24 protein-coding genes are annotated in these 26,335 nt (G+C 38.4%); 15 read left to right on the forward strand and 9 right to left on the reverse strand.

Annotated elements, in window-relative coordinates; genetic code table 11:
• Positions 1-109 precede the first annotated feature (109 nt).
• From AC4MC0_RS03630 to AC4MC0_RS03670, 9 genes are all read left to right on the forward strand, one after another.
• Positions 110-1,009 carry a helix-turn-helix transcriptional regulator gene (locus AC4MC0_RS03630; RefSeq protein ID WP_336000528.1) on the forward strand — a complete coding sequence of 300 codons (900 nt, stop codon included), beginning with the start codon at positions 110-112 and terminating at the stop codon, positions 1,007-1,009.
• Between the two features lie 100 nt (positions 1,010-1,109).
• Complete coding sequence (locus AC4MC0_RS03635) at positions 1,110-2,165, forward strand: ATP-binding protein (RefSeq protein WP_336000526.1); 1,056 nt, start codon at positions 1,110-1,112, stop codon at positions 2,163-2,165.
• A 13-nt stretch (positions 2,166-2,178) separates the two neighbouring features.
• Complete coding sequence (locus AC4MC0_RS03640; protein ID WP_336000524.1) at positions 2,179-3,477, forward strand: hypothetical protein; 1,299 nt, start codon at positions 2,179-2,181, stop codon at positions 3,475-3,477.
• A gap of 3 nt (positions 3,478-3,480) precedes the next feature.
• Positions 3,481-5,403, forward strand: coding sequence for a coiled-coil domain-containing protein (locus tag AC4MC0_RS03645; RefSeq protein ID WP_336000521.1), 1,923 nt, complete (start codon positions 3,481-3,483; stop codon positions 5,401-5,403).
• A complete protein-coding gene (locus AC4MC0_RS03650; RefSeq protein WP_336000519.1) occupies positions 5,393-6,046 on the forward strand; it encodes an OmpA/MotB family protein in 654 nt (217 codons plus the stop codon). The genes AC4MC0_RS03645 and AC4MC0_RS03650 overlap by 11 nt, the downstream gene beginning before the upstream one ends.
• Positions 6,039-6,353 carry a hypothetical protein gene (locus tag AC4MC0_RS03655; RefSeq protein WP_171537397.1) on the forward strand — a complete coding sequence of 105 codons (315 nt, stop codon included), beginning with the start codon at positions 6,039-6,041 and terminating at the stop codon, positions 6,351-6,353. The genes AC4MC0_RS03650 and AC4MC0_RS03655 overlap by 8 nt, the downstream gene beginning before the upstream one ends.
• 20 nt (positions 6,354-6,373) lie before the next feature.
• Positions 6,374-8,374: a hypothetical protein gene (locus AC4MC0_RS03660; RefSeq protein ID WP_336000516.1), complete on the forward strand. Its 2,001-nt coding sequence runs from the start codon at positions 6,374-6,376 to the stop codon at positions 8,372-8,374.
• A 16-nt stretch (positions 8,375-8,390) separates the two neighbouring features.
• Entirely contained in the window at positions 8,391-9,059 is a 669-nt protein-coding gene (locus AC4MC0_RS03665; RefSeq protein ID WP_336000514.1) for an OmpA/MotB family protein, read from the forward strand.
• 17 nt (positions 9,060-9,076) lie between these two features.
• Positions 9,077-10,582 carry a hypothetical protein gene (locus AC4MC0_RS03670; RefSeq protein WP_491887288.1) on the forward strand — a complete coding sequence of 502 codons (1,506 nt, stop codon included), beginning with the start codon at positions 9,077-9,079 and terminating at the stop codon, positions 10,580-10,582.
• Positions 10,583-10,902: 320 nt separating this feature from the next.
• Here AC4MC0_RS03670 and AC4MC0_RS03675 read toward each other — a convergent pair whose 3' ends face one another.
• Together AC4MC0_RS03675 and AC4MC0_RS03680 are read right to left on the reverse strand one after the other, a co-directional pair.
• Entirely contained in the window at positions 10,903-11,289 is a 387-nt protein-coding gene (locus AC4MC0_RS03675) for a hypothetical protein (RefSeq protein WP_238952959.1), read from the reverse strand.
• A gap of 92 nt (positions 11,290-11,381) precedes the next feature.
• Positions 11,382-12,113, reverse strand: a complete 732-nt coding sequence (locus tag AC4MC0_RS03680) for a Fic family protein (RefSeq protein ID WP_336000508.1) — start codon at positions 12,111-12,113, stop codon at positions 11,382-11,384.
• A 449-nt stretch (positions 12,114-12,562) separates the two neighbouring features.
• On the opposite strand from AC4MC0_RS03680, the gene AC4MC0_RS03685 reads away from it, so the two are divergent.
• Entirely contained in the window at positions 12,563-12,871 is a 309-nt protein-coding gene (locus tag AC4MC0_RS03685; RefSeq protein WP_336000506.1) for an Arm DNA-binding domain-containing protein, read from the forward strand.
• Positions 12,872-12,927: 56 nt separating this feature from the next.
• On the opposite strand, the gene AC4MC0_RS03690 is transcribed toward AC4MC0_RS03685, so the two are convergent.
• From AC4MC0_RS03690 to AC4MC0_RS03715, 6 genes are all read right to left on the reverse strand, one after another.
• A complete protein-coding gene (locus AC4MC0_RS03690; RefSeq protein WP_336000504.1) occupies positions 12,928-13,149 on the reverse strand; it encodes a hypothetical protein in 222 nt (73 codons plus the stop codon).
• A 98-nt stretch (positions 13,150-13,247) separates the two neighbouring features.
• Positions 13,248-14,070 (reverse strand): IS5 family transposase gene (locus tag AC4MC0_RS03695; RefSeq protein ID WP_087554504.1). Its coding sequence is split into 2 segments (ribosomal slippage): positions 13,248-13,688 and positions 13,690-14,070, totalling 822 coding nucleotides; the frame shifts between segments, so codons are not numbered across the junction.
• A gap of 188 nt (positions 14,071-14,258) precedes the next feature.
• On the reverse strand, positions 14,259-15,542 hold the full coding sequence (locus AC4MC0_RS03700; protein ID WP_335997564.1) for a ribonucleotide-diphosphate reductase subunit beta: 1,284 nt from the start codon (positions 15,540-15,542) through the stop codon (positions 14,259-14,261).
• Between the two features lie 137 nt (positions 15,543-15,679).
• The gene (locus AC4MC0_RS03705) at positions 15,680-15,817 is read right to left on the reverse strand and encodes a hypothetical protein (protein ID WP_004695369.1); all 138 of its coding nucleotides are present in this window, start codon (positions 15,815-15,817) and stop codon (positions 15,680-15,682) included.
• Between the two features lie 24 nt (positions 15,818-15,841).
• Positions 15,842-16,108 carry a hypothetical protein gene (locus AC4MC0_RS03710; protein WP_004695371.1) on the reverse strand — a complete coding sequence of 89 codons (267 nt, stop codon included), beginning with the start codon at positions 16,106-16,108 and terminating at the stop codon, positions 15,842-15,844.
• 355 nt (positions 16,109-16,463) lie between these two features.
• Positions 16,464-19,295: a ribonucleoside-diphosphate reductase subunit alpha gene (locus AC4MC0_RS03715; protein WP_004695373.1), complete on the reverse strand. Its 2,832-nt coding sequence runs from the start codon at positions 19,293-19,295 to the stop codon at positions 16,464-16,466.
• Between the two features lie 595 nt (positions 19,296-19,890).
• Between AC4MC0_RS03715 and bfmR the strand changes: the two genes are divergently transcribed.
• Together bfmR and bfmS are read left to right on the forward strand one after the other, a co-directional pair.
• On the forward strand, positions 19,891-20,607 hold the full coding sequence (gene bfmR, locus AC4MC0_RS03720; RefSeq protein ID WP_004695375.1) for a response regulator transcription factor BfmR: 717 nt from the start codon (positions 19,891-19,893) through the stop codon (positions 20,605-20,607).
• Positions 20,608-20,643: 36 nt separating this feature from the next.
• Positions 20,644-22,308: a sensor histidine kinase BfmS gene (bfmS, locus tag AC4MC0_RS03725; protein ID WP_094148765.1), complete on the forward strand. Its 1,665-nt coding sequence runs from the start codon at positions 20,644-20,646 to the stop codon at positions 22,306-22,308.
• A 55-nt stretch (positions 22,309-22,363) separates the two neighbouring features.
• On the opposite strand, the gene AC4MC0_RS03730 is transcribed toward bfmS, so the two are convergent.
• Positions 22,364-22,720, reverse strand: a complete 357-nt coding sequence (locus AC4MC0_RS03730; protein WP_004695379.1) for a hypothetical protein — start codon at positions 22,718-22,720, stop codon at positions 22,364-22,366.
• Positions 22,721-23,212: 492 nt separating this feature from the next.
• On the opposite strand from AC4MC0_RS03730, the gene AC4MC0_RS03735 reads away from it, so the two are divergent.
• The 3 genes from AC4MC0_RS03735 (at position 23,213) to nuoC (ending at position 26,321) form a co-directional block, all read left to right on the forward strand.
• Positions 23,213-23,761: an NADH-quinone oxidoreductase subunit A gene (locus AC4MC0_RS03735; RefSeq protein ID WP_004695380.1), complete on the forward strand. Its 549-nt coding sequence runs from the start codon at positions 23,213-23,215 to the stop codon at positions 23,759-23,761.
• 6 nt (positions 23,762-23,767) lie between these two features.
• Positions 23,768-24,445 (forward strand): NuoB/complex I 20 kDa subunit family protein, encoded by a 678-nt coding sequence (locus AC4MC0_RS03740; RefSeq protein ID WP_004695382.1) that lies wholly within the window; start codon positions 23,768-23,770, stop codon positions 24,443-24,445.
• An 88-nt stretch (positions 24,446-24,533) separates the two neighbouring features.
• Entirely contained in the window at positions 24,534-26,321 is a 1,788-nt protein-coding gene (gene nuoC, locus AC4MC0_RS03745) for an NADH-quinone oxidoreductase subunit C/D (protein WP_335997558.1), read from the forward strand.
• The last annotated feature ends 14 nt before the right edge of the window (positions 26,322-26,335 follow it).

A 26,335-nucleotide genomic window follows, 5' to 3' on the forward strand; every position in this document is an offset into this window, starting at 1 on the left:
ATGTTTTTATGTGATTTAGTGTAAAATTTCGTTTGTTTAATGTGGTATATTTCAAACATATCGAAATTTTAAAAGTTCGATATATGTATTAAATAATTAGAGAAAATTTATGCAACGTGATGATTCTATTCATGAGCGTTTAGCCGACCGATTAGCCAATATTTTAACAAAGTTAAATATGGGGTATCAGTTAAGTATAAAAGAGCTAGCATCTGAATTTGGGGTAAGTACACGTACAATTTCGAGAGATTTTGATCGTCTTAACGCTTATTTACCGTTGTTACAGGATGATGAAAATAAAAAATTTTATCTAGATTCAAATTATTTGGGAAAAATTGCTCCAAAAGATATCCGTAATTTTGCTCAGCTTTCAGGAATTAGCCATTTGTATCCATCATTGGATATGTCTTTTCTACGTGAACTTTTAGATACTCGAGCACAACAGATTTATAGTGCTAAAGGTTACTCTTTTGAAGATGTAAGTCAGTTTAAAGAGTTATTTAAGGTTGTTGGAAAAGCGATTCAAGAACATAGGCAAATTGGTTTTGTATATAAAGGGGAGCCTCGACTTGTTCAACCTTATCGTCTGATCCATCATCATGGCAGTTGGTATTTGGCTGCGGTGCGAAAGGACCAATTGCGTACTTATCGTATTTCACATATCCAGCTTACGCAGTCTCCACATGAATACTCTCAATTTGTCCCCGAGCCAAATATTGTAAAACTCGTAGAAGATGATGACGGCATCTGGTTTGGGCAGGATAAACAGGAAATCATTTTATCTGTTGATAGTCAGGTTGCATTTTATTTTAAGCAGAGATCGATATTGCCCGAGCAGCAAATAGTAAAAGAATTAAATGATGGTGGATTGCTGGTTTCTTCTAAAATTAATCATGACATGCAGTTGTTGCCGTTAATACGATTTTGGATTCCACATTTAAAAATAGTGAATCCTGAAGGGTTACAGGAAGAGCTGGAAATAGATTTAAAAAAATACTTAGCTATATAGGGTGAGAAAAAGAGGGCTGCGTTAATTAGAGTTATATAAAGATGATGAATGTTAAAGCATTAATTATGAAATTTTTTAAAAATTAAAGATGGCATTAGTAATGAAAAAAATGATTAAAGAACTTTTTAGTGTTGGGAATGAAAAACAAATATCAGATATTGAAGACAATATTGTGAGTTTGGAAAAAGCTAGAGAACGGTTGAAAAAATTTCAAACAGAACGTGAGGAAAATAGCATTGTTGAACATCCTTTTGAAAAAGAAGAGAGTCTTAATTCTGTTTTTCAGATAGTACAGCCAATCGTTACTCTAGATAATGATGTGGTTTTATCGACAGCAACTCGTATTCACTTAGATGAAGGATTGGCTAAGTTAAAATTTCATAAAACAATATATGAAGACTGGAATTTCAGTAGTGTAGATAAACAGGGACGTAGCGTTATTCTAAATTTCTATGGTGCTCCAGGTACTGGAAAAACTCTTACAGCAGAGGCTTTCGCTGGAAGTTTAGGTCAACCAATTATTAAATTGGGCATAGCTGAATTAGAAAGTAAATTCATGGGGGAAACCTCAAAAAATATTCAAGCTGTATTTAAAGCAGCGACTGAAGCAAATGCGGTTTTATTCTTTGATGAAGCAGATACATTATTGGGAAAACGTTTATCTTCGGTAACACAGGGAATAGACAATGAGGTGAATGCAATGCGTTCAACTTTATTGATTGAACTTGAACGTTTTAATGGTATTGCTATTTTTGCGACTAATTTTGCGAAAAATTACGATGAAGCTTTTAGGAGCCGTATCAGTCACCACATTCATTTTGATTTGCCTGATTTAGAAGCACGTAAAAAACTTTGGGCGAAAATGTTGGTTGACCAAATTCCTTTACTAGAGTCTAAAGATGAATTTATACAAACCGCATCGGACTTATCTGATGGATTCTCTGGAAGAGAAATACGTACCTGTATGAGATTAGTTCTTCCAAAAGCCTTGTTAGAAGCTGAACAGAAAAATGAAGATCCAAAAGTTAAATTAGAGCAATTACAAGAAGTAATTGGTCGTATAAAGCAAGCCAAAGTTGAAGTTGCAAATAGTGAAACGAAATTAAATGCTAAGGAAATTAGTACAGCGAAATCATTATTGGGTGTAAATAAATAATCAGGGGGTAAAAATGGGCTTTTGGAGTTCAGTGGGATCAGCAGTTTCATCAGCTGCTAGAAGTGTCAGTTCAGCAGTATCTTCCGTAGGTAGAGGAATCTCATCTGCAGCAAGTGCAGTATGGGATACAGCTAAAAGTGCTGCAAGAAAGGCTGTGGATTGGATGGCTGATGAAGCTGAAAACTTCGTAGGGAAGGTGAAAGATGTATGGAAAATGGCAAAACCTTGGGTAGAGAAGATAGCTCCCTATATTTCCAAAGGTATCGCATTGCTCCCATTCCCTTGGGCTGGAGCTGTTGCAAAAGCTGTAGAAAAGGGAATTCAGGCACTTTTAGCATTAGAGAATAGCCCAATCTTGAAAAAGGTTGAACAAGCTATTATCTGGGCTTCTAATGCTGCCAAACATTTTAGAGAAATGTACCTGACACCTAAAGATGTTAAGGAAGCTGAACAGCGCCAAAAAGATTTACAAGAAGCAATGGATGCGATGAAAACTGAGGAACAGCGTCAGTCTATTCGTTTTGCAGCTGTGATTAATGATTATGTTCTAGTCCAAACACATATCCAAGAAATTTTAGAAAAAGATACAATTCAAGATTTTTCACATTATCTGCGTTTGCGTGCAACGCAAAAATTATTAAGAGCTGCGGAGAAAACTTTAAATACTGCTCGAAATTTAGATGAAATTACCGCTGATGATTCATTTTTATTACGTATAGGGGCTGATTTACTGGCTGAAAATGCAAATTTAACCGATGCTGATGCAGAAAAGCTAGATAGTATTATTAAGCGTCGTTTCAGTGGTAAGTCATTAATTCCCTTTGTATTCGAGGAATTAATTTGTGCGTGGGAAACTAAACTTCAAAATATGGAAGCGAAGTGGAAGCAAATGAACAAAGAAGTTGCATCATTAAAGCGAAAAGTTAAGCAACTTGAAGTCAAAATGCAAATTGAATCATTAACTGCAAATGAAGAGGTTGAATTAGTTAATTTAAAAAATGATGCCAAAAATACAGCTTACCAATTGACTCAGCAAGCTGAAGAAAACCGGGCGATGCAAAGCTATGTTCATGCTGCGGAAGGTTTCCTACAAGTACTAGAGAAGTCAGCTGAGCAATTTGAAGAAGAAGGACGTGATTACATTGTCGATGATGTGGCAACTGTAGGGCGCCTACTTATTGAATGCGCACAAAATGGTAAACAGTGGAATGAATTGACAGAAGAAGAACAAAGTTTAATTACAGATTATGCAAATATTTTTGCTGAAGATAGTAAAAAGCGTACTCAAGAGTTAGTTGAGGCAGAGGTTTAATCTATGGAAATTTTGAGCTTCTTACTCCCTTTTCATTTGTCACCATTTAAACTTGATATATTGCCTAGCATATTCTTTGTTGTTATTTGGGGATTATTCTTCTTCACTATTTTTAGAGTTTACCAAACCGCAAAATCAGAGAATTGGGAAAATAACTGGTATGGTGGTAATAAAAACAATAAATCTAAAAAACTGGATGCTGAGCATGGCTCTGTCATGGAAATCAGTGAAGCTGTTGCAACTCCAGCTGAAAAGTTAGCAGATATTATGCCTGGCATGATTCTGATTATTGGTCTGTTGGGAACATTTTTAGGTTTAGGCCTTGCCTTAGATAAAGCATCTTCAATTTTAACGGGGGCGAATGCATTAAGTAATATGGATGCATCGATGGCCAACCTTATGCAAATGCTTGAGGGCTTAGGTACCAAATTTAAAACTTCCACTTGGGGTTTACTTGCTTTTATTCTTTTAAAAGTGATTTTATCTAAAAATGGTTATGAAGAACGCCGCTTACGATGGTCAATTGAAAAAGTGAAAAGTGAGCTTGATATTGTTCGTGATCAGAGATTACAAGAGGAGCGCAATAACAACAACAAGCTGATTGATTGTATGCAAAGCATTGCTATGCAATTTGAAAAAACTGTTGCGAAAAATCAATCCACTAATCAAGAGCAACTCAAGCAATTAACTCAGCATACTCAAGACACGATTAAAACTATTCAGCTTAGTCATGATGAACAGTTAAAACAGATGCATTTAAGTAATGAAGATAATGTACGTTCTTTAACTTCACAATCTAGACTTACAGAAAGGTTAATTGAGAATACACAGCAAAATCATGATTCTCATCTAGAACAAACAGGGAAATTTTTATTATCATTTGAGCAAAATAGTAAAGATCATCTTTCATTACTTACTCAAAATCATTCTGTACAAATTGAAACTTTAAACAAACAGTCAACATTGTTGGAAAAGAAATTTGATGTTTTAGCACAACAATCAGTGAGCCTAATCGAATTAGTTGGAGAGCAACATAAAGAAACTGCACAATTACTCCAAGATAATGTAGCTCAAAGTATTCAGACTCGTGATGCTATGGTTGACTTCATTAATAAGAATGAAGAAACAGTTGTTAGACTAGGAAAGGCTGCGGAAGGAATGTCTCAAGCCGCATCGACAATGGGGGAGTCAGCGAGCCAACTACAGACCGTTATTGATAGTTTTAGAAAGAATATGGAAGAAGTGATTTCTTTGATGAAAAAAGATTTGAACTCTACTATTTCCAATATGAATACTAGCTTTAGCCAAAATATGACAAAAATGTCAGACAACTTGAAGTCATCTATTGGTGATATGAGTACAAGCTTCAAGAACAATATGTCTGAAATGTCTAAAGGATTAGGGATAGCGACAAATGATATTTCTAATGCAGTAAATAGTTTATCCACTAGTGTTGATAAGACGATGATTGATGTAACGAATACAATCGGTAAGTCAATGGATATACAAACCAAAGCACAAAGTATATTTACCGAAAGTACAAAGACATTAAATGAATATATTCATGAAATGACTGGGTTAGTTAATAAACTATCTGGTGATATTACTGGTGGATTAAAAGCAGTATCTGAAAGTAATCGTCAAGTTATTGGTCTAGGTAAGCAGCTCACGCGATTAACTGAAACAGTGGAAGGTGTATTTGCTGAATCATTGCAAAGTATCAGTTCGATTACTACTTTAAAACCAACATTGGAAAACTTAGCTTCCAGTATTCAGTTACAAAAAGAGACAGTGGAAAAAATGGAGTCTAATCAACCACAGTCATATGGACGTAAAAATAGTAATATAAACAACAAAGGTAAAAAAGATAATAACTTGATTACAAAAAAATTATTTGGTCTGAATGGAGCAAATAATGAAGGATAAACCAAGCGAATGGGTATCTATTTCAGATCTCATGGCTGGTGTGATGGCCGTTGTAATGCTCCTATTGGTAATGTCAGTTCTGCAAAAAACCTATGCAGAATTAAGACATAAGCAAGAGTTAGAGCAGGGAGGAGCTGCCCAGCAAAAAAGAATTAGTGAGATGTTAACGGATTTAAAGAATTCTGTAGATGAAACAGGAGCGAGTAATTTAATTTCCTTCGATATCGCTGATGGAAAAATCACATTAAAAGAAAATATTTTTAATGTAGGTAGTGCTTGTATTACACCATCGGCAGCTAAAACATTCAAAAGCCTTGATCAACGTATTGTTAGTTTTTTAAAGGAAAATCCGAAAGCTTCAGTTTTTGTTGAAGGCCATACTGATAATTCAGTTGTAAAACAGCCTGTTCTTGACTTTAAGGAGAAATGTACGGTCTATGATGATAACTTTACATTATCTGCGGCTAGAGCAAGAGAAGCTAGAAAACTAATTATTTCAAGTTTAGATTCTAAAGATGCCAATCGGGTTATCGTTGCGGGTTATGGTGACTCTCGTCCTCTAAATGGTATTGATCCATCAGATGGAAGAAATAGACGGGTAGAAATTCAGTTTGCAGTATCAGAAAGTAGTAAATATGAATAAAGATGAAGCTGTAGCTATGATGCAGCAAATACACTTTTTTAATGATCAGTTTCATGATAGCGAGAATCAACTACATTTAAAAGATTTTCATGCGTTAATGCGGACGAGTAAAAATCGTTGTCAGTTGATGCTGTTAAAGTTTGCCTCCCCTGAACTGGTTTGGATTCGACCAGATTTAAATCAGCTTCACCAAGAGTGGTCATTGGGGTTATATGGTTTTCCTGATGAATATGCGCGTCATATTCCGTTGTATATTTTGCAGCAGGGTTTATCAGAAGAGCTATTAGAAGCTTGGAATATCAAATAATTTTAAATTTTGAGGGTTTTATGGATTTTTTATCCTTTTTTTTTAGTTCCTTTATTAGTAAGGTTCCTGTAATTGGAGTCTTTATTCTTGGTTTGATCGGAATATCTTTCATTGCTTGGTTTATCTCTTTAAAGCAAAAAAAACTGACTATTTTTTCTCAGTATGCTCCTACAATTCTAACCACTGCAGGACTTTTAGGGACGTTTGTAGGTTTAACAATGGGTCTGCAAGGGATTCAATTTAATGATGGAAATATAGATGTTCAGTCATTTGCAGGCTTAATGGAAAAACTTAAAGCTGTCTTTGTATATGCTTTGAGTGGTGTAGCCTCGTCTTTGTTGTTTATGCTTCTAAATACATTTGTTTTAAAAGCACAAAATCAAAAACATTTATTAGAACGTCAGGATTTACAAGCTAAAGCAAAACGTCATAACCAAGATTTATTAGAAATCCAAAGAGGTCAGGAAAATGCTTTATTGCAACTTAATTCTTTGCAAAAAAAGCAGCTTGAGAATCAACAGCTCATGCAGCAAGATATCGCAAAATTACAATTTGATAATGATAATACTCAACTTGCACAGCTCATTAGTCAAGGTGTAGTTCAGGGATTAACGCCTTTATTGTTTGAAATTAAGACCGCAGTTGCTGATCAAGGTACTGAAGCGATAAAAAAGGTTTTAGAAGATTTAAAAACTGAAATTTTATTGCCAATGAATGGAGCATTAAATCAAACCAATATAGCTTTGGAAAATACGACTCAAGCAGTCAAAGATACTGTTAAAGCAATTGAAGCCTCTCAACAGCATAACGAGAAGCTAATTACTGTTGTGGGTGAAGCAGCAGTAAATATGCAAGCTGCAAGTCGAGAAATGCATAGTCTAGTCACTAAAATTGGTGAAACTGTTCAGCATATGGATGATATTCAGAATGAACAAAAACAATCTTTGGATGCATTTAACAAAGAACTTAAAACGAATCTATCAAGTATTGAGCCTGCCATTCAAAATGGTCTAAATCATGCGAAAGAAGCGTTGGAAACTGCAATTGGCGGTGCTTCAGTCTTAATGAGCATTAGTATTAATAGTGCTTCAGAAAAAATGCAAGAAAATATCCAGTTTGCTTCAAATGAAATGGTCACGAATATTAGATCAGTATTGAATGATGCTGGAACAGAGCTAAAAGGAGCTGTTTCACAAGCAACAACAGAGCTTAACACCTCTGTCAAAGCTATTATTCAAGAGCAAAATAAATCAATTCAGGATGTCTTTACAAAATTTGATTATGCACAAACAAAACTTAATGAAATTCTGACTACGTTCTCAGTAGATATGAATGGTCATTTGGATCGTATGGCAACAGAATTAGCAGCTGTTGGTCATAATGCGGAAAATATGATTAATTCTGCATCTGAAAATCTCAAAAATACATTAGGCGATATTGATCAAAAGTTATTAAATACTTCAAGTGAATTAGAAAAGTCGCTTGAAAAATTCCGTATTCAGTATCAAGAATCTTTAACGATTTATTTAAATCAGCAAACTGAAAATCTCAATGGTTTCTTAGATCGTCAAAATGAACAGTTAGAGCAGACAATTGGTGAACAACGTGAAGGTTTAGTTGAGGTAACGAATAGCTTAACCGAACAATTTAAGTTTATGGATGAAAAACAACGCATAGTGAATGAAGAAACTAAAGGACTAATTTCACGTATTGATGGAGTACAAAGCACCATTCTGCCGAAAATACAAAGTATTGCGCAGGAGTTGAGTGTGGGTGAAGCGAAATTAAGTCAAAAGTTAGATCAATCAGCAAAACATTTAACTGATGTTACAGATGCTTTAGGGCAATTAGGACAAGATTTACCTGAAGAATTTGCAAATGCCTTTAAGCAGCTTGATAGTCAATATCAACGCGCTTTCACAGATTTGGATCATGGTTTAAAAGATGCAGTAAACCGTTTAGGCAGTACTGTTGCAGCCTTGGCAGCCGCAATTCCATTGCATGATGCTATGACCCAATAAGCTAAAGGAAAATCCAATGATTGATGAAAATGAATTTTCCGACCACGAAAGTCAATCTGCAACATGGATCGCACTTGCGGATTTGATGACGGGCTTAATGGCGATCTTTCTAGTGCTTTGTATGCTGATGTTGACCAATCAGGATCGTACACGTGTAATGATTATTCAATCTATACAAGAATCCATGAAGGCAGAAGGAGTCAAAGTCGAGATTGATCCCAATACAGGCGATATCAGTATTGCTGAGAATATATTATTTCCTTACGGTTCTGCGCAGCTGTCGACACAGGGTAAAGTTTTTTTAAATGAATTTATTCCGGTATATAGCCATGTACTGTTTAATCGCCTTAGTAAAGAACAGCAAAAGCAAGTTGCAAGAATTATCGTAGAGGGGCACGGCAGCCGAGATAACAATACGAGTTTTGACTATTCGAAAAATATGACCTTAAGTTTGAGTCGTTCAAATGCTGTTGTGCAACATGTAAATAGCATGCCTGTATTTGGAGGAAAACTCCTTTTTTTATTTAAACTTACACCTGTGGGTCGTGGCAATATTGACTCTAAACCTTATGATGATGCGAGTGACCGGAAAGTTGTATTTAAGTTTCAGTTCGCTTCAGAACTATTTGGTGATATTTCAAAAAATGAAATTATAGAAAAAACAAAGCAGCTGAGTGAAAAGTGATGCAAAGAACGAATTTTTTGAGTCATGATCTTTTTGCTTTTGCAGCAAAAGCTAAATTAAAAAGTAAATTCGACGGCATGAAACGTATTGCAGATTTTATCGATTTTCCATTTGATGAATCTCTGATACAGCATCTTGACCCTGAAAAATTATTCGTGGAATTGGTACATTCACCAATTGATCTGCAATTAATTCAAGTTTTTGCATTAATGGGCTGGGACGGTAATCAATGGAAAAGTGTTCAAGGTCGACAAGCCATGAAGCATTGGTGGTTATCTGCATTGGAAAAAGATCGAGAAGGTGAGCCATTATTACGTTTGGTCATGGTGCTACGCAGTGTACTTGCAGATTTAGAGCGCTATCCTGCGCCTAAAGATGTGGTGAAGGTGATGAGAGATATCTTGGAGGAGTTGATTCGAACAGATGAATGGGGTGAGCAAACTGATGTTGATATCTTACAGGCATTAATCTCTGGGGATGCAAAAACCCTAGCAAAAATCGCTATGCGAGAGTATAAGAACGTACTGCAACGGGTGCAGGAAGCTAATTTTCCTAAAAAGCTTCCAATTATTCAGGATGCAAATATTGAATGGTTAAGTTTATGGATTCAGTCGAGTGTGAAGCAACGTCAGGCTTTAGGACAACAATTAAATGCACTGTTAAATAGAAGCCTACCTTTGGAGCTGCAATGTAAATTGGCTTCGAGTATCTTAAATCATAGCTCTTTCTCTGTAAAAAATGAGTTATTAGAACAAAAAGTAAAGGATTATCCTGAGCTCGTCGCTTGGTTATCCGCATGTGCAAGAAATACTGAATTTAAATTAAAACTGACAAGTGAGGAAAGACAAAGATTGGGGTGTTGGACTGGGTTCGGCAACTATGAATCATTACGTCAGATTTTAATGCAAATTGCCCAGAATAGAGAGGATGTGGGGGATTTGTCTAAGACAGCCAATCGTTATATTTTTTGGAAAAACTATCAGGTTTTATTTCAAGAAGCATGGCTATTACTGCCTCATGATTTGTTTATTCAGCAGAAAACCCACCTATCTAATATTAAAGAAATTCAGGGAACCGAATATCCTATTGTAGTATTAAAAATACAAAATTATTTTGTATTCCAATATTTTTTAGGTACAGCGGCTAATAATGATTTATTGATGACGGATGATGTACGTCAAGTTGAACACATTTTAAATCAAAGATTGGTTTTCGAGCATCAGCTACAACAGCTAAACTTGGTCTTAATTCATGATCATTTCTTTATGTGGCAAAGTGATTTGGCCTATACATTGGATCAGCATTTTTCACTTCAAGCAAAAGATCAAAGAGTTTATTTTGCTGAGGGGAAAAATAGTTATAGTTATTATTTAACAGAAGTACAAAAGCCTGATTTTAGACATGAGCGTAAACAATGGAAGAATTTGCCTCAATGGGTAAAACATAGTTTAAAAAATAAATATCCCTCACATATTTATCAAAAAGCAGCTTTAACAGCTCAGCGTTATGATCTGTTGAGCTAGAGCCTAGCTAAAAAAGAGCAATTGAGGTTTTTCTCGGCTATGAGGAACCATTACTGAGGTTTCTCTATACTACTCAAATAGGCATGTGGATCCAATCTTCAGTTTTGTTGAATGGATTAGTGTTATGAAATGTTTATTTAGCTAAAACGTAAAACTTTAGTTACCATCTTGCTTAATATTAGGTGGGATTTTTTAAATCAGATGCCAATTATTTATACGTTAAGTTTCCAAATTCGCCCATTATGGTGAATAATATTTTCTTGGAGATTTAAAATGGCATAAGAAATTTATGAAATGAATTAAGTAGAATGTAAACAGTACTATTGATATTTTAACTCGTTGAAGTTTAATTTTTGGTCTGCAAACCACATAATAATTTCATTAGGTTTATCAATAAGCTGAATTCCTGCACGTACTTTACCATCATGCTCATATAAGATAACTTCGCCTACAAAATATACTTTCCTGTTGTGTGCATTAACATCTAAAATCATATATTGAGGAATAGATGATTTTTTTAAGTTTATATGATTACATATAGTTTTTTGTTTCCCCGTTTCTTTTTTATAGACTCTAATTGTTGTTAAGGTTATATAGTCTTGCGATTCTGTATGTTTATATCGGCCAGTAAATGTAATTGGATATTCTTCATTTGTAGACCTTAACTCCATAAGTTGCGTTCTAATATAATTTTTTTCAAATTTCATATGTATTGTGCATGTTTTGTAAGAAGTACTATTCATAATTATATAATGTACAAGCAGTCTTCTTCTCGTCTAAAATATTGAGTGTGAGGAGTTCAAAGGCCTAGAACCACTTGAGATGGCTTAAAACCCTCGATAACTGCATTGGAGACTAACTTGATAAAGGCTTCGGTTTTTCCGTAAGCCATCCACTGATCAAGAGCCTCATAGTAAGCCAAACGATTTTCTACTGTAATAACACAAGGCGGATAGCCTGCTTTTAATAGTTCAAGATTCATCAAAAGACGTGAAGTACGTCCATTACCATCAATGAATGGGTGAATACCAACGAAATCAGCATGTACTTTAGCTGCACGTTCAATAGGGTGTAATGTATGGCTTTCGCTATTATACCAATCAACTAGCTGAGCCATCTTGTCATTTAATAGAGTGTAATCAGGTGGCATAGTTGTAGCACCAGAGATTAAGACATTTTGTTGGCGATATCGCCCTGCATTGTCATCATCAATATTTTTTAAAATAAGTTGATGGATATTACGAATTTGCCATTCAGAAAATGGTTCTTCTTTTCTAATAATGTCTTCAACGTAATAAATGGCATTTCTATGGTTAATTGCCTCGAAGTGCTCTCTTAATGCCTTTCCTCCGACTGTTATACCTTCTAGCACAACTTTGGTTTCTAATAGAGTAAGTGTATTCCCTTCAATAGCATTGGAATGATACGTCCATCGTACAATAAGGTCTTCTTGTAAATTTTTTACTATTGTAGGTGATAGGGGGCGATGCTGATCTAACTTATTTTTTAAATCATCAATAATTTCAAACATTACCTAATCCATGAATGTGTCTAAAAGAATGATACATCAAAAAAGAATATCAAAGAAATGATATATTATATCGTAATATTTTATAGTGCTCTTAATGCTGTTATACTCGGTACACCATTTCAAATCCTGAATTTCGATTTGAACAAGATTTCTAAGTGATTTAATACACTAAATCTGATGTGGGTCAAAATTGGGTCAATGAATTTTTTTATTCAATGAAATGGCTTAAGAATTAATGGTTTGGGTTTTGAGTTCAATTGACGCCACCTCCACCAAAATTCAAAAGTAAATCCGAAGATCTTCCAAGATCTTCAGCTAAAGGCTTGAACCGTAAGGGTTCAAGCCTTTTTTGTTTTAAGATCATTACATATCATTTAAGAACATTTTGAAGTGAGGCTGTACACATAGGGTGTACACAACGGAAAAATTGAACTGGATGTGTACAAATCATGAAGCGGACGCAAATAAAGCGTTTTCCAATCGCTGATACAGCATTGGAAAACCTAGAACCTGAGGCAAGTGAGTACCGAATTAAAGACAGTGAAAGTCTTTATTTTAGGGTTGCGCCAAGTGGGAAAAAATCTTGGGTTTTTCGTTATAAAAGAGAAGATGGAAAATGGTCTTGGATTAGTTTGGGAGCATATCCGCTAATCTCAGGTGCTAAGGCAAGAAAAAAAGCTCGGGAATTACTTAATGATATAGTTGATGGTAAAAATCCAGTTTTTACTAAAAAGCGGCTTTGTTGCATAAATATGTAAGCATCTGATTTAAATAAATTTAATTTTGGATCAAAAAATAATCAAAACTTTTAAAATCATATAGTTATGAAATCTTTGTGCAACAAAGCCGTTTTATTCTGTGATAATGCGAATTTGAGCATATCAGAATAAGCGTTATCTTCATCTGCGCTAGTAATTGGTGTTAAGGACAAATATTGATTTGTAGATGTTATTTGATGAGCTGAATGAATTTCTTTAATTTTTGAAAAAGTTATTTTTATTTCATTCCAGATTTTTTGGCGCTTATCTTTTGACATTTAAATAGTCTCGTCCCTATTACATATTTAATTTTTCAAGTATTTTAGCCTTTTCATTGTTTTAATATCTATGTGTAATAGATCTCTTGCGAAAGTCATTATTGCAAGTTTATCCGGTTTACGAGTGCAGCAATTAAGTTAATGCGTAAACCGAATCTTTTCCGTCTATTTCGATAGCGTTCACTTAATATTCTAAATGTTTTCAATTGACTATTAATGTGTTCGATCACAACTCGTATTTTTCCAATCATTTTATTGTACCTTTTCTCAACATCAAATAAGGGTAAATTCTTCTTTTTCTTTATTGGCATCAATAATTTAAAGCCATCTTGCTCTAATCCGTAGTACCCTAAATCGGTCATAACATATTCACAATGTTTGAATTTCTTAACCGTTTTTCTTGCCAATTTAATATCATGCTGACTGCCATTCGATATATCTAGCCCTATGATTTGTTTGCTGTTCGGATGATAGATCACTTGTGCTTTTAGCGTATGTTTCTTCTTTTTACCACTGTAGAACTTACTCTGATTTTTTTTTCGGACGTTCTATTGAACATTCTGTCGCATCAATAATGACCCAGTTAAAGTGTTCGTCTGCTGTGGTAATGCTTCGTTTTGGCAGAGTAAAACGTCTTGATTTCATCAATGCATCTTCAACCTTTTTAATGGTTCGATTCACATTACTTTCAGCGATATGGTAATTTGCCGCTAATTCCAGTTGAGTGCTGTAGTTCCGTAAGTAATTGAGAGTTAATAACAACTGATCCTCTATATCTAAAGTATGAGGACGACCTGATTTCTTTTTGAGTGATTCTGCTTTTTCTAAAACCTCTACCATTTCAGTAAAAACTTGTCGAGGTACGCCAACCAAGCGTTTGAATTCAGAATCTGAAAAACGATTTAATTTCTGATATCTCATGAAATTTATATTGAGGTGGTTTTTACTTTCGCAAGAGATCTAATATAAATATTTAATTAAATACTAGATCGTATCTTTAAAAAAACCGCCATGAATGGCGGTTTTCTCAATGACAACTTATGTGTCGCGCAATGACATTTTATGTGTCGCAAATGACAACTTATGTGTCGCGTGACGGATGCTTTACCTTACCAGCTCAACGCGCCGCCAGTCTGATAATCTGTCACACGTGTTTCGAAGAAGTTCTTCTCTTTACGCAAGTCCATCATTTCAGACATCCACTGGAATGGATTGTTCACACCAGCAAACTGCTCAGGCAAGCCCAACTGTGCTAAACGGCGGTTACAGATGAATTTCAAGTATTCCTCCATCATCGCAGCATTCATACCCAATACACCACGTGGCATAGTGTCACGCGCATATTCGATTTCAAGCATCGTACCTTCAAGAATCATTTGAATGATTTCTTCTTGGAATTCAGCAGTCCACAAGCTTGGGTTTTCGATCTTGATTTGGTTAATCATATCGATACCAAAGTTCAAGTGCATCGACTCATCACGTAAGATGTATTGGAATTGCTCAGCAACACCATTCATCTTATTACGGCGGCCCATCGACAAGATTTGGCTGAAACCACAGTAGAAGAAGATCCCTTCAAGAACACAGTAGAACGCGATCAAGTTGCGAAGCAAAATTTGGTCGTTTTCAGGTGTACCAGTTTGGAAAGTAGGATCACTTAAAGACTGCGTATATTTCAAGCCCCAAGCTGCTTTACGCGCAACTGATGGAACTTCGCGGTACATGTTGAAGACTTCGCCTTCATCCATACCTAAAGATTCGATACAGTATTGGTAAGCGTGAGTATGAATAGCTTCTTCAAACGCTTGACGCAAAATGTACTGACGGCATTCAGGGTTGGTAATGTGGCGGTAGATTGCCAATACCAAGTTGTTTGCAACCAATGAGTCTGCTGTAGAGAAGAAACCAAGAGAGCGCATAACAATAGTACGTTCGTCTTCAGTTAAGCCATTTTCAGACTTCCAAAGCGCGATGTCATGGTTCATGTTGACTTCTTGTGGCATCCAGTGGTTTGCACAACCGTCTAGATATTTCTGCCAAGCCCATTCGTATTTGAACGGTACAAGTTGGTTTAAGTCCGCACGACAGTTAATCATCGCTTTGTCGTCAACTTGTACACGTTGTGCACCCATTTCTAGTTCTTCTAGACCTGGAGCAACATCTAAACTTTCTAAGGCGTTAGATGCTCTTGCCAACGGATCGGCTGGATTTGTTGATCGGCTTCGAGGGGTTGAAGCGGGTTGTGCAGTTGCCACATTCTTCTGTGGTTGCTCTGTAGAAGATACCATCTGCGGATTAGCCGCTTTTTGCGGTTCGACGGGCGCAGACTTGTGTTCAGGTGCAGCCGGTTTTTGCGAATCATCTTCGAAATCGTCCCAACTTAGGATAGACATATCAATTCTCTCTACGTTGCTTTATATCTTTTATCGACATCCAGCATTGCTGAGATGTCTTACTATACGCTTAATTTGTGAAAGCAAAATTAAGTTTTGCCAACCGTTGTTCTAAAACTGTGCATAGAACGTGATTCTCACGACTTATTTTGCTTTCGCTTTTTGCTTTGGTTTGCTTTTACCCAAAAGTAGGCAATCGGCATATAAAACAAAACCACAAAGGAAATCACCAAGGTCGCAAGACCTAACATATAGTTATGTGTCATATGGAGCATGGTGGGTTCCTTTAATGAAACATATTAAATATGTTCTTGAATCCAATCACATCCTTTGAGTGATAGCCAACCTCTAAAATCTTTAGATGCTTGCAATACAAGAACGTGATCATTTTTATCTAGATGTTTATTTAACTTTTCATAAATTTCATCAGCGCTTTTAGGGGTACTGATAAGCCAATATGATTTCATTAAATGACACCAGCTATCAAAGCTTTTTAATTCTTTGATTAAGGCTTCATAGCTTTGACCTTCCTTATAGAGGTCGTAGCTTATCGAATAAACTGCCATTTATATCTCCTTAAATATCATTCATTAGAGCAGTTGTTACCCAAAAGTCCTTGACGATATTGCGAGATCAGGCGATTATTCACCTGCTTTTTACGAAGCAATATGTCGAAGAACTCGCTTCTTAGACTGGAAAGGGGATCTGTAGGAAGATTCCCTTTTTTTATGTCTAAAATTTGTCTCTTAGGATTAGTAGTAGGAATTACTTTGCCTCTGAGTTGAATTAACTATTTACATAATTAATCCAAGAATTCTAACTTTTTTAATCTCCCTAAATCCCTCTTTTAAAAGAGGGACTTTCACACCTCAATAAGTTTGGTGTAATTCCCCTCCTTTTAGGAGGGGTTAGGGGAGGTTATTACTGACAAGCCTCACAGTCTGGATTGTCAATTGAACACGCCATTGGCACTGGAGCTGCTTGACCGAAGCCTTCATCTTCAGCAACCACTTCTGGTTTAACTTCCTGAGCAACTGCTGCAACAGGCGCTGCCGTTACAGTTGCAGGTTTTACTGCGTTCAATGCACCGGTATTAATGGTTGATTTCTCAGCAGAAGTTGCACCTAAAGCTCGGAGGTAATACGTTGTTTTCAGACCACGTAACCAAGCCATTTTATAGGTCAAATCAAGTTTCTTACCGTTTGCACCAGAGATGTAAAGGTTTAAAGACTGCGCTTGATCGATCCATTTTTGACGACGTGATGCAGCATCCACAATCCAGCGTGGCTCAACTTCAAATGCCGTCGCGAAGATTGCTTTAAGCTCTTCAGGAATACGAGAAATCTTCTGAACTGAACCTTCAAAGTGTTTCAGATCATTCACCATCACAGAGTCCCACAGACCGCGGTCTTTCAACGCACGTACTAGGTACGGGTTGATTACTGTGAATTCGCCTGATAGGTTCGATTTTACATATAAGTTTTGGAATGTTGGCTCAATCGACTGAGACACACCACAAATATTTGAAATGGTTGCAGTCGGTGCAATGGCCATCACGTTTGAGTTACGCATACCGTCTTTTTGAACTTTGGCACGTAAAGTGTCCCAGTCCAAACGTTGAGTGCGGTCAACTTCAAACATACGCTCAGGACGTGTTTTAGCAACAAGGTCTAGCGAGTCAATTGGCAGGATACCTTGATCCCACAGTGAACCTTTGAATGTCTCATAAGTACCACGTTCAACAGCCAAATCACTTGATGTTGAAATTGCGTAGTAGCTGATCACTTCCATTGATTCATCAGCAAAATCTACTGCTGCATCAGAACCATAAGCGAGTTGCATTTCATACAGCGCATCTTGGAAGCCCATGATACCCATACCCACTGGGCGGTGTTTCAAGTTCGAGTTTTTCGCTTGTGGCACAGCATAGTAGTTAATGTCGATCACGTTATCGAGCATACGAACCGCTGTTTTAACTGTACGTGCAAGCTTTTCACGGTCTAACACACCACCTTGAACGTGTTGTACAAGGTTGATCGAACCTAAGTTACATACTGCAATTTCATCTTTGCTTGTGTTTAATGTGATTTCTGTACACAAGTTAGAAGAGTGAACTACGCCAACGTGTTGTTGTGGTGAACGTAAGTTACATACGTCTTTGAATGTGATCCACGGGTGACCTGTTTCAAACAACATTGACAGCATTTTGCGCCACAAATCTTTTGCACGGATTTTCTTGTGCAACATGTTTGTTTCTTTCGCAATCGCTTCATAGTGTGCATAACGCTCAGCGAATTCTGCACCCATTAAGTCGTGTAGATCTGGTGTTTCAGATGGCGTGAACAGGGTCCATTCAGCATCTTCAAAAACACGTTGCATAAATAAGTCAGGAACCCAGTTCGCGGTGTTCATGTCATGCGTACGGCGACGGTCATCACCAGTATTTTTACGTAGCTCTAGGAACTCTTCGATGTCCAAGTGCCAAGTTTCAAGGTATGCACAGACTGCACCTTTACGCTTACCACCTTGGTTTACTGCAACAGCAGTATCGTTCGCCACTTTAAGGAATGGAACAACACCCTGAGACTTACCGTTTGTACCTTTGATATACGAGTTCAAGGCACGAACTGGCGTCCAGTCATTACCTAAACCGCCTGCCCATTTAGATAGCATTGCGTTATCACGCATCGCGCCATAAATGTCATACAGGTCATCATCAATCGTGGTCAAGTAGCAGCTCGACAATTGAGGACGTAGCGTACCGGAGTTAAACAGGGTAGGCGTAGATGCCATGTAATCGAAGCTCGACAAGAGGTTGTAGAACTCGATTGCACGTTCTTCACGGTTTGCTTCGTTGAGTGAAAGACCCATCGAAACACGCATAAAGAATAACTGTGGCAATTCGAAACGCACGCCATCTGAGTGGATGAAGTAACGGTCAAATAATGTTTGCAGACCTAAGTAAGTAAATTGGTTAGAGCGTTCTGGTTGAATCGCTGCGGCCAATTTTGCAAGGTCAAAGTTAAGAAGTTCTGGTGAAAGTAGGTCTAGCTCAATACCTTTCTTCAGGAAAGTTTCTAAAGCATCGCCTTCAGCGGTGTCTTCAGACAAGCCAAGGAAAGTTAAACCTGTTGCGACCAATTCATCACGAAGTAGGCGAGCCGTCACGTAGGTATAGTTTGGTTCTTGTTCGATACGTGTACGTGTTGCCATCATCATCGTGGTTGCGATGTCAGATGCTTTTACACCGTTGTAAAGGTTTTTAATGGTTTCATCGATGATCGCTTGAACATTGATGCCTTCTAAACCTTCAGCCGCTTTTGTTACAGTCGCTTCAAGCTTACGCATGTCAAGCGGTTGAAGCTGACCATTGGCGTCAGTGATTTGTAAGGTTGGGTGATGGTTTTCACCTGCTTGTTTACGTGCGTCAGCACGTTGATCGCGGTAGATGACATACGCACGAGCAACTTTCTGTTCACCTGTACGCATCAGCGCAAGTTCAACTTGGTCTTGGATTTCTTCGATGTGAATTGTACCGCCAGAAGGTAGGCGGCGACTGAACGTATTTAATACCATCTCGGTAAGTTGAGAAATACGATCGTGGATGCGGCTTGAGTCAGCACTTTGTTGGCCTTCAACAGCCAAAAATGCCTTACCAATGGCAACAGAGATTTTTTCTGCGTCAAAGCTGGCAACATCTCCAGTGCGTTTAATCACCTGAATTTGACCAGGGGTTGAATTCGATACGCTCATGCTAGCATAGCTCCATTTTGTCATCTATTTTTATGTCTATGGACCGTTTGAACTGGGCAATTTTTATGCCACAGTGTTTGAGGTTTAAACACAAGACCTAGTGGTTTAAAAATTAATTGAACACAAGATACGGGAAAATTCAGGGTAGATCAATATTGACATTTTATTAAATATTTTGATCGATCTGGTCTCGAAAAGATCTCAAAAAGATCTCTTTTTTATGATTCTTGTATTAAGCCTTATTAGACAAGGCGATAGCATAACAAAGCTCGGTTTAAGTGCTTATAGATAACATTGTGGATAAGTTCAAAACAGACGAATGAGTGAGTTATAAACTGTTCAAACAGTGACTTGGTATGAAAAATCGCCATTTTGTAAAGAAACGTTTCTTTTGCTTTGGTTGGATATACAGCAAACGCGAGAAAGCGCTCATTTGGAGGCTAAAAAAATGTATAACAAAATGCTACTTTGATGTATCAGTTTGGTGAACAAGATCTTGTTTACAATGTAAACGTGTGTATATTGCAAAATATATCAGAGCGTATCCCTTGGATTTTAAAGGATACGTTAAGTTGTCAAAATAAAGGGGCACTCCATGAGCCAAGAAGAAAAGTTACCAAAAATTTTAATCGTAGAAGACGATGAGCGCCTAGCTCGCTTAACTCAAGAGTACCTGATCCGTAATGGTCTTGAGGTTGGGGTAGAACCCGATGGTAACCGTGCCATTCGCCGTATTATTGCAGAACAACCCGATATGGTGGTGTTGGATGTGATGCTTCCAGGTGCAGATGGTTTAACCATTTGCCGTGAAGTTCGTCCACATTATCACCAACCGATTTTGATGTTGACTGCACGTACCGAAGATATGGATCAAGTGCTTGGTCTAGAAATGGGTGCAGATGACTATGTGGCAAAACCAGTTCAGCCACGTGTTTTACTTGCACGTATTCGTGCTTTATTACGTCGTACTGACAAAGCGCCGGAAGATGAAGTTGCCCAGCGTATCGAATTTGATGATCTGGTGATCGATAACGGTGGTCGTTCAGTGACTTTAAATGGTGAGTTGGTTGACTTTACCAGCGCTGAATATGACTTATTGTGGTTGTTGGCTTCAAATGCAGGACGCATTCTTTCTCGCGAAGACATTTTCGAGCGCTTACGTGGTATTGAATATGACGGTCAAGACCGTTCAATTGATGTGCGTATTTCGCGTATTCGTCCAAAAATTGGTGATGATCCTGAAAATCCAAAACGTATTAAAACGGTACGTAGTAAAGGCTACTTGTTTGTAAAAGAAACCAATGGTCTTTAAGCCGTTTATTTGATTCGTTAAAACGGGACATTTTTAGTGTTCAAACACAGTATATTCTTGCGTATCTATGCTGGGTTGGTAGTGCTGGTCGCTATTGTTGCCCTCATGGGATATTTGCTTGTACAAATTATTAACTATCAGCGAGTGCAAGAATATCGCGAGTCTTTGACGGACGGGATTTCCTTTATTATTAGTGAAGGTGTATCCCGTCAGACCAATGCACAGCAAAAAGCAGACTGGATTTCAGATGCTTCAGATTTGCTTGAACTGCCGATTAATATGATCCCTGCCGATAAGGTGGATTTGAGTCGTGCAGAATTAAAGCGGATCAGTGAGCGTAAAGCGGCTGTGCGTTATGATGCACAAACGCAAGTCGCTTACCTGATTATTGGTCTAAAAGATGATCCGAATCATTTACTGTATATTAAAGTAGATAAAATTGGTGAGCTGCAAATGAAAGCACTCCCGATTTTTATCCTAGATTATTTGGTGTATTACCCAGGTCAAGAAGAAGAGTACTTGGAAAAAGTACAGAAACATTTCTCTTATCCTGTGCAAATTGAAGAAGTACAAAATCTGGCTTTAGAGTCGGAGCAGATTGGTCGTTTGCGTTTAGATCATAGCGTGATCTTATATCGTGATAGTGCTTCTGTGCGTGGCACCACCATTTCTATTGTGTCTCCACCTTTACCTAGTTCACCGAGCAAGGTTTTGGTATTGGGTCCTGTGCCTATTTTCAACTGGATGCCGTTTCAGCTCGCAGCAGGGATTACCTTGTTGAGCCTGTTTGTGCTGAGTTTGGGGGTGTATGGCTTGCTTGTACCGATGCAGCGTAAACTGCGTGAGGTCAATTATGGTTTAAACCGTATGAAAGCGGGTGACATGACCCTACGTTTGCCTGTCGACGGCACGGATGAAATGGCCAGTCTAGCCAATAGCTATAACAGCATGTCAGATCATATTCAGCGACTCATCGAGGCGCAGCGTGAGCTGATGCGTGCGGTATCACATGAGCTTCGTACGCCTGTTGCTCGGATTCGTTTTGGTATGGAAATGTTGGCTGAAGAAGATGATTATGAATATCGTCTTCAGCAAGTCGATATGATTGATAAAGATATTGAGGCTTTAAATACCTTAATTGATGAAATCATGACCTATGCCAAGTTAGAGCAGGGCACACCATCACTGGATATTGAAAACATTGTATTGTTTGAAGTCTTAGATCAGGTGGTGGTTGAGACGGAAGCCTTAAAAACCCAGAAAGAAATTCATTTAAATGCTCCTCCTTTAACCTTAACGGTTGAGGCTGAGCGTCGTTATTTACACCGTGTGGTACAGAACTTGGTTGGTAATGCGGTTCGTTATGGCGACCATCAGGTGCTGGTTAGTGGTGGCATTAATGACAGCGGTATGGCCTATGTTTGTGTTGAAGATGACGGGCCCGGTATTCCAGAAGACGAGCGAGAGCGCGTTTTTGAAGCCTTTGCACGTTTGGATGATAGCCGGACGCGAGCATCGGGTGGCTATGGTTTAGGTTTGTCGATTGTGAGCCGAATTGCCTATTGGTTTGGTGGTAGCGTTAAAGTGGATCAGAGTCCAAGCCTCGGTGGTGCACGTTTTACCATGACGTGGCCGGCACATCGCTTTAGTAAGTCTAAAAAGAAGTATAGTGTTAAAGATAATACAGACTCAAAAAGCTAAGCATTGAAAATAAAAAAGCACCGAATTTCGGTGCTTTTTTATTTTCAATGCTGACTTATTCTTGGATGCTGGCATCGGGAGAAATAATCTGCTTGCCTTGTTTTAGACTTTCAAGCGCATCTGCATTAAAGTCAATCAATAATGAGTTATTTTGCGTATCTATGCCATAACGGCTAATGAGCTTTTGATCACCATTAATCGTTTCAATTTTATATTCATCCACAATATTCATAATGCCATCAAGGTTGGTGGTGGCTGACGCTTTGTCTTGGCGAAAAAGCTCATAAATGTCGCGTAAATCAAAGATGGCATTATTGGCATCGGGGTGTTTACGAACATAAGTTTCAACATGGCGAATAAGCAACTGGGCAAATAAAAAATAGTTAGGTTTATGGGTGAATTCCAGACTCATGTGGTGCTCCTTATTCTTTGTTGTTGGTTGTCTATATCAATAGCACAAGAAAAAGCTAAGTGCATTAATTGATTGGAGTGATTTTCAAAAAAAATACAAAAAATATGAGTGACTTAATCTACTTTTGTACTTTTTAAATAAACAAAATGCAGCGGTTGTTGAGCTGAGTTTTTTAAACTGCTGATTGTGTGATTGTTATCGGAATGAGGTTGAAAAATGCTTTATAGGCTTTGTTTGAATGTCAAAATTTGGAAAAATAATAGAATAGTAGTGTTTTATTAGATAAAGCGATTGGTTTCGAAATAAAAGGGCTTTCATCGAAAAAATCTCAAAAAACGAAGAGAAATCATCCTAAAGACGAAGGTCTATAAGCTAGCAACTTACGTCAGCAATCGGGTACAATTGGCGGGATTAATTTTGTGTTTGGTGTATTTGAAGGCCAATACATGCATTCTTTGTTAATAAATTAGGCCTGCCAGGAGTTATCCCCGCATGAGTGCCATTACTCCATACGAATGGGCAATTATTGCCTTCGTGATCGGCGTTACATTTCTTTGCGTCTTTATGCTCACTGTCCCATTACTCCTTGGGGGTAAGTCATGGGGTCGTGCAAAGCAAGAGCAATTTGAATCAGGTGTGGTTGGTGCTGGTGGCGCACGTATCCGCCTGTCAGCAAAGTTCTATTTGGTTGCAATCTTCTTCGTCGTATTCGACTTAGAGGCGCTTTACCTTTACGCATGGGCTACATCGGTTCGTGAAGTGGGTTGGGTGGGTTTCACCACTGCAGCAGTATTTATTTTAGTTTTACTCGTTGGTTTGGTTTATGAGTTGTCTACTGGTGCGCTTAACTGGTCACCTTCCGATAAACGTAAAGCAGCAGGGATTAAACCTAAAGTTGGTTCTCCAAATATGAATCTTGCAGAAATCACTCGCTTTAATTCAATTGAAGAGTTGGTTATGGACCCTACAGGTCAAATCCCAGCTCAATCATCTGGTCGTGTGAAAGATAAGTCACCGGCTAAATCGTCTGATAAGGAGTAACTCGGGATGAAATATACATTAACCCGTGCGAATCCGGATGCTGATCAATATCCACTTCAAGAGCGTCAAATCGTAACGGATCCGCTTGAAGAAGAAGTGAATAAAAATGTGTTCATGACTCGTTTAGAGGACGTGGCACATACAGCAGTGAACTGGGGTCGTAAGAACTCAGTTTGGCCGTTTAACTTTGGTACATCTTGCTGCTACGTAGAGTATGCAACGACTTTAACTGGCGTGCATGACTTGTCGCGTTTCGGTGCCGAAGTAATCCGTGCTTCACCTCGTCAGGCTGACTTGATGATTGTTGCAGGTACATGTTTCGTCAAAATGGCTCCAGTTATTCAACGTTTATATGAACAAATGTTGGAACCGAAGTGGGTTATTTCAATGGGCGCATGTGCAAACTCTGGCGGTATGTACGATATTTATTCAGTTGTACAAGGTGTGGATAAAATCATCCCAGTCGATGTTTATATTCCAGGTTGCCCACCCCGTCCAGAAGCGTTAATCCAAGCATTAATGTTGTTACAAGACCAAATTCAATTAGAGCGCCGTCCACTTTCTGCTGTGATTGGTGATGATCTTAAGCCAGTGTATAAGCCAAAGATGATGCCAGAACGTGACCGTAAGAATGCTGAACGTATTGCAGTGAAAAACTTACGCTCTATGGATGAAATTAAATAATTTAAACGACAGTTGTTTTGATGCACCCAGTCTGGGTGTAGTTGTCGTTTAGGTTGAATGAATTTGTATTAAATAGGAAGCCAAGCCAATGGCTGAAACTGAAAACGCTATGCCAGAGTCAGCGCAAGTTGATTCACGCCCAGCATTTGCAATTGTAGAAGAGCTCAAAACCAAATTTGGCGAGAACTTCTATGTGCAAACGACTTTTGAAGACTTTCCAACAGTCTGGGTTGAGCGCGCGCGCGTACAAGAAGTTTTAATGTTCTTGCGTACAGTGTCACGTCCATACGTGATGTTGTTTGACTTGTCTGCGGTAGATGAACGTTTACGTACACACCGCGACGGTTTACCTGCGTCTGACTTTACTGTGTTCTATCACTTATTATCGCTTGAGCGTAATAGTGATATTCGTATCAAAGTTGCATTGAATGAAAATGATGTAAATCTTCCAACTGCAACCAACATTTGGCCAAATGCCAACTGGTACGAACGTGAAGCTTACGATATGTTCGGGATCAATTTCGAAGGGCATCCAATGCTCCGTCGTATTTTGTTGCCAACCTATTGGGAAGGTCACCCTCTTCGTAAAGAATATTCTGCACGTGCGACTGAATATACACCGTATATGCAGAACCAAGCGAAGCAGGATTACGAACAGGAACACCTTCGTTTCGTACCTGAAGATTGGGGTATGAAGCGCGGTAATGACGACGAAGACTTCATGTTCTTGAACTTAGGTCCTAACCACCCATCTGCGCACGGTGCTTTCCGTGTAATCTTGCAGTTAGATGGTGAAGAAGTGAAAGACTGTGTGCCTGATATCGGCTATCACCACCGTGGTGTGGAAAAGATGGCTGAACGTCAAACTTGGCATTCATTCATTCCTTATACCGACCGTGTGGACTATTTGGGTGGTTGTGCGCAAAACATGCCTTATGTGATGGGTGTGGAGCAAATGGCGGGTATTACTGTACCTGACCGCGCGCAATGTATCCGTGTCATGATGTCTGAATTGTTCCGTATCAATAACCACTTGTTGTATATCGGTACTGCGATTCAAGATGCCGGCGGTATGACGCCAGTCTTCTACATGTTTGCGGATCGTCAAAAAATCTATGATGCGATTGAAGCGATCACTGGTTACCGTATGCACCCAGCATGGTTCCGTATCGGTGGTACAGCGCATGACTTGCCAAACAACTGGCAGCATCTGATTCGTGAAATCCTAGATTGGATGCCGAAGCGTATGAACGAATACTATACAGCTGCATTACGCAACTCAGTATTTATTGGTCGTACCCGTAACGTAGCTCAATATGATGCAAAATCTGCGTTGGCTTGGGGCGTGACTGGTACAGGTCTGCGTGCAACAGGTATTGATTTCGACGTTCGTAAATATCGCCCGTACAGTGGCTATGAAAACTACGACTTCGACATCCCACTTGAGTACGAAGGCGATGCATATGCACGTGTGATGGTTCACTTCCGTGAAATTGAAGAATCACTCAAAATCGTGAAGCAATGTTTAGACAACATGCCTTCAGGTGCGTACAAAGCAGATCACCCATTGGCTGTTCCACCACCAAAAGACAAGACTTTACAAGACATTGAAACCTTGATTACGCACTTCTTAAGCGTATCTTGGGGTCCAGTAATGCCTGCAGGTGAAGCATCTGTGATGGCGGAAGTGGTAAAAGGTGCGTCGAACTACTACTTGACTTCAGACAAGTCAACCATGAGTTACCGTACCCGTATTCGTACACCGACCTTCACGCATTTACAGCAAATGCCTTCTGTGATTAACGGCAGCTTAATGTCTGACTTGATCATTTATTTAGCGACTATTGATGTCGTTATGGCTGACGTGGATCGCTAAGGGGTAAACGCATT

The organism is Acinetobacter sp. CAU_H_S139_7, from assembly GCF_058599305.1.

Bases quoted from the DNA above. Each gene is read 5' to 3' on its own strand.
- AC4MC0_RS03680 (WP_336000508.1), bottom strand. From the start codon at position 12,113: ATGTTTGAAATTATTGATGATTTAAAAAATAAGTTAGATCAGCATCGC.
- AC4MC0_RS03685 (WP_336000506.1), top strand. From the start codon at position 12,563: ATGAAGCGGACGCAAATAAAGCGTTTTCCAATCGCTGATACAGCATTG.
- AC4MC0_RS03675 (WP_238952959.1), bottom strand. From the start codon at position 11,289: ATGAAATTTGAAAAAAATTATATTAGAACGCAACTTATGGAGTTAAGG.
- AC4MC0_RS03645 (WP_336000521.1), top strand. From the start codon at position 3,481: ATGGAAATTTTGAGCTTCTTACTCCCTTTTCATTTGTCACCATTTAAA.
- AC4MC0_RS03700 (WP_335997564.1), bottom strand. From the start codon at position 15,542: ATGTCTATCCTAAGTTGGGACGATTTCGAAGATGATTCGCAAAAACCG.
- nuoC (WP_335997558.1), top strand. From the start codon at position 24,534: ATGGCTGAAACTGAAAACGCTATGCCAGAGTCAGCGCAAGTTGATTCA.
- AC4MC0_RS03705 (WP_004695369.1), bottom strand. From the start codon at position 15,817: ATGCTCCATATGACACATAACTATATGTTAGGTCTTGCGACCTTGGTG.
- bfmR (WP_004695375.1), top strand. From the start codon at position 19,891: ATGAGCCAAGAAGAAAAGTTACCAAAAATTTTAATCGTAGAAGACGAT.
- AC4MC0_RS03715 (WP_004695373.1), bottom strand. From the start codon at position 19,295: ATGAGCGTATCGAATTCAACCCCTGGTCAAATTCAGGTGATTAAACGC.
- AC4MC0_RS03655 (WP_171537397.1), top strand. From the start codon at position 6,039: ATGAATAAAGATGAAGCTGTAGCTATGATGCAGCAAATACACTTTTTT.
- AC4MC0_RS03690 (WP_336000504.1), bottom strand. From the start codon at position 13,149: ATGTCAAAAGATAAGCGCCAAAAAATCTGGAATGAAATAAAAATAACT.
- AC4MC0_RS03660 (WP_336000516.1), top strand. From the start codon at position 6,374: ATGGATTTTTTATCCTTTTTTTTTAGTTCCTTTATTAGTAAGGTTCCT.
- AC4MC0_RS03730 (WP_004695379.1), bottom strand. From the start codon at position 22,720: ATGAGTCTGGAATTCACCCATAAACCTAACTATTTTTTATTTGCCCAG.
- AC4MC0_RS03740 (WP_004695382.1), top strand. From the start codon at position 23,768: ATGAAATATACATTAACCCGTGCGAATCCGGATGCTGATCAATATCCA.
- AC4MC0_RS03635 (WP_336000526.1), top strand. From the start codon at position 1,110: ATGAAAAAAATGATTAAAGAACTTTTTAGTGTTGGGAATGAAAAACAA.
- AC4MC0_RS03735 (WP_004695380.1), top strand. From the start codon at position 23,213: ATGAGTGCCATTACTCCATACGAATGGGCAATTATTGCCTTCGTGATC.
- AC4MC0_RS03640 (WP_336000524.1), top strand. From the start codon at position 2,179: ATGGGCTTTTGGAGTTCAGTGGGATCAGCAGTTTCATCAGCTGCTAGA.
- AC4MC0_RS03710 (WP_004695371.1), bottom strand. From the start codon at position 16,108: ATGGCAGTTTATTCGATAAGCTACGACCTCTATAAGGAAGGTCAAAGC.
- AC4MC0_RS03665 (WP_336000514.1), top strand. From the start codon at position 8,391: ATGATTGATGAAAATGAATTTTCCGACCACGAAAGTCAATCTGCAACA.
- AC4MC0_RS03650 (WP_336000519.1), top strand. From the start codon at position 5,393: ATGAAGGATAAACCAAGCGAATGGGTATCTATTTCAGATCTCATGGCT.
- AC4MC0_RS03630 (WP_336000528.1), top strand. From the start codon at position 110: ATGCAACGTGATGATTCTATTCATGAGCGTTTAGCCGACCGATTAGCC.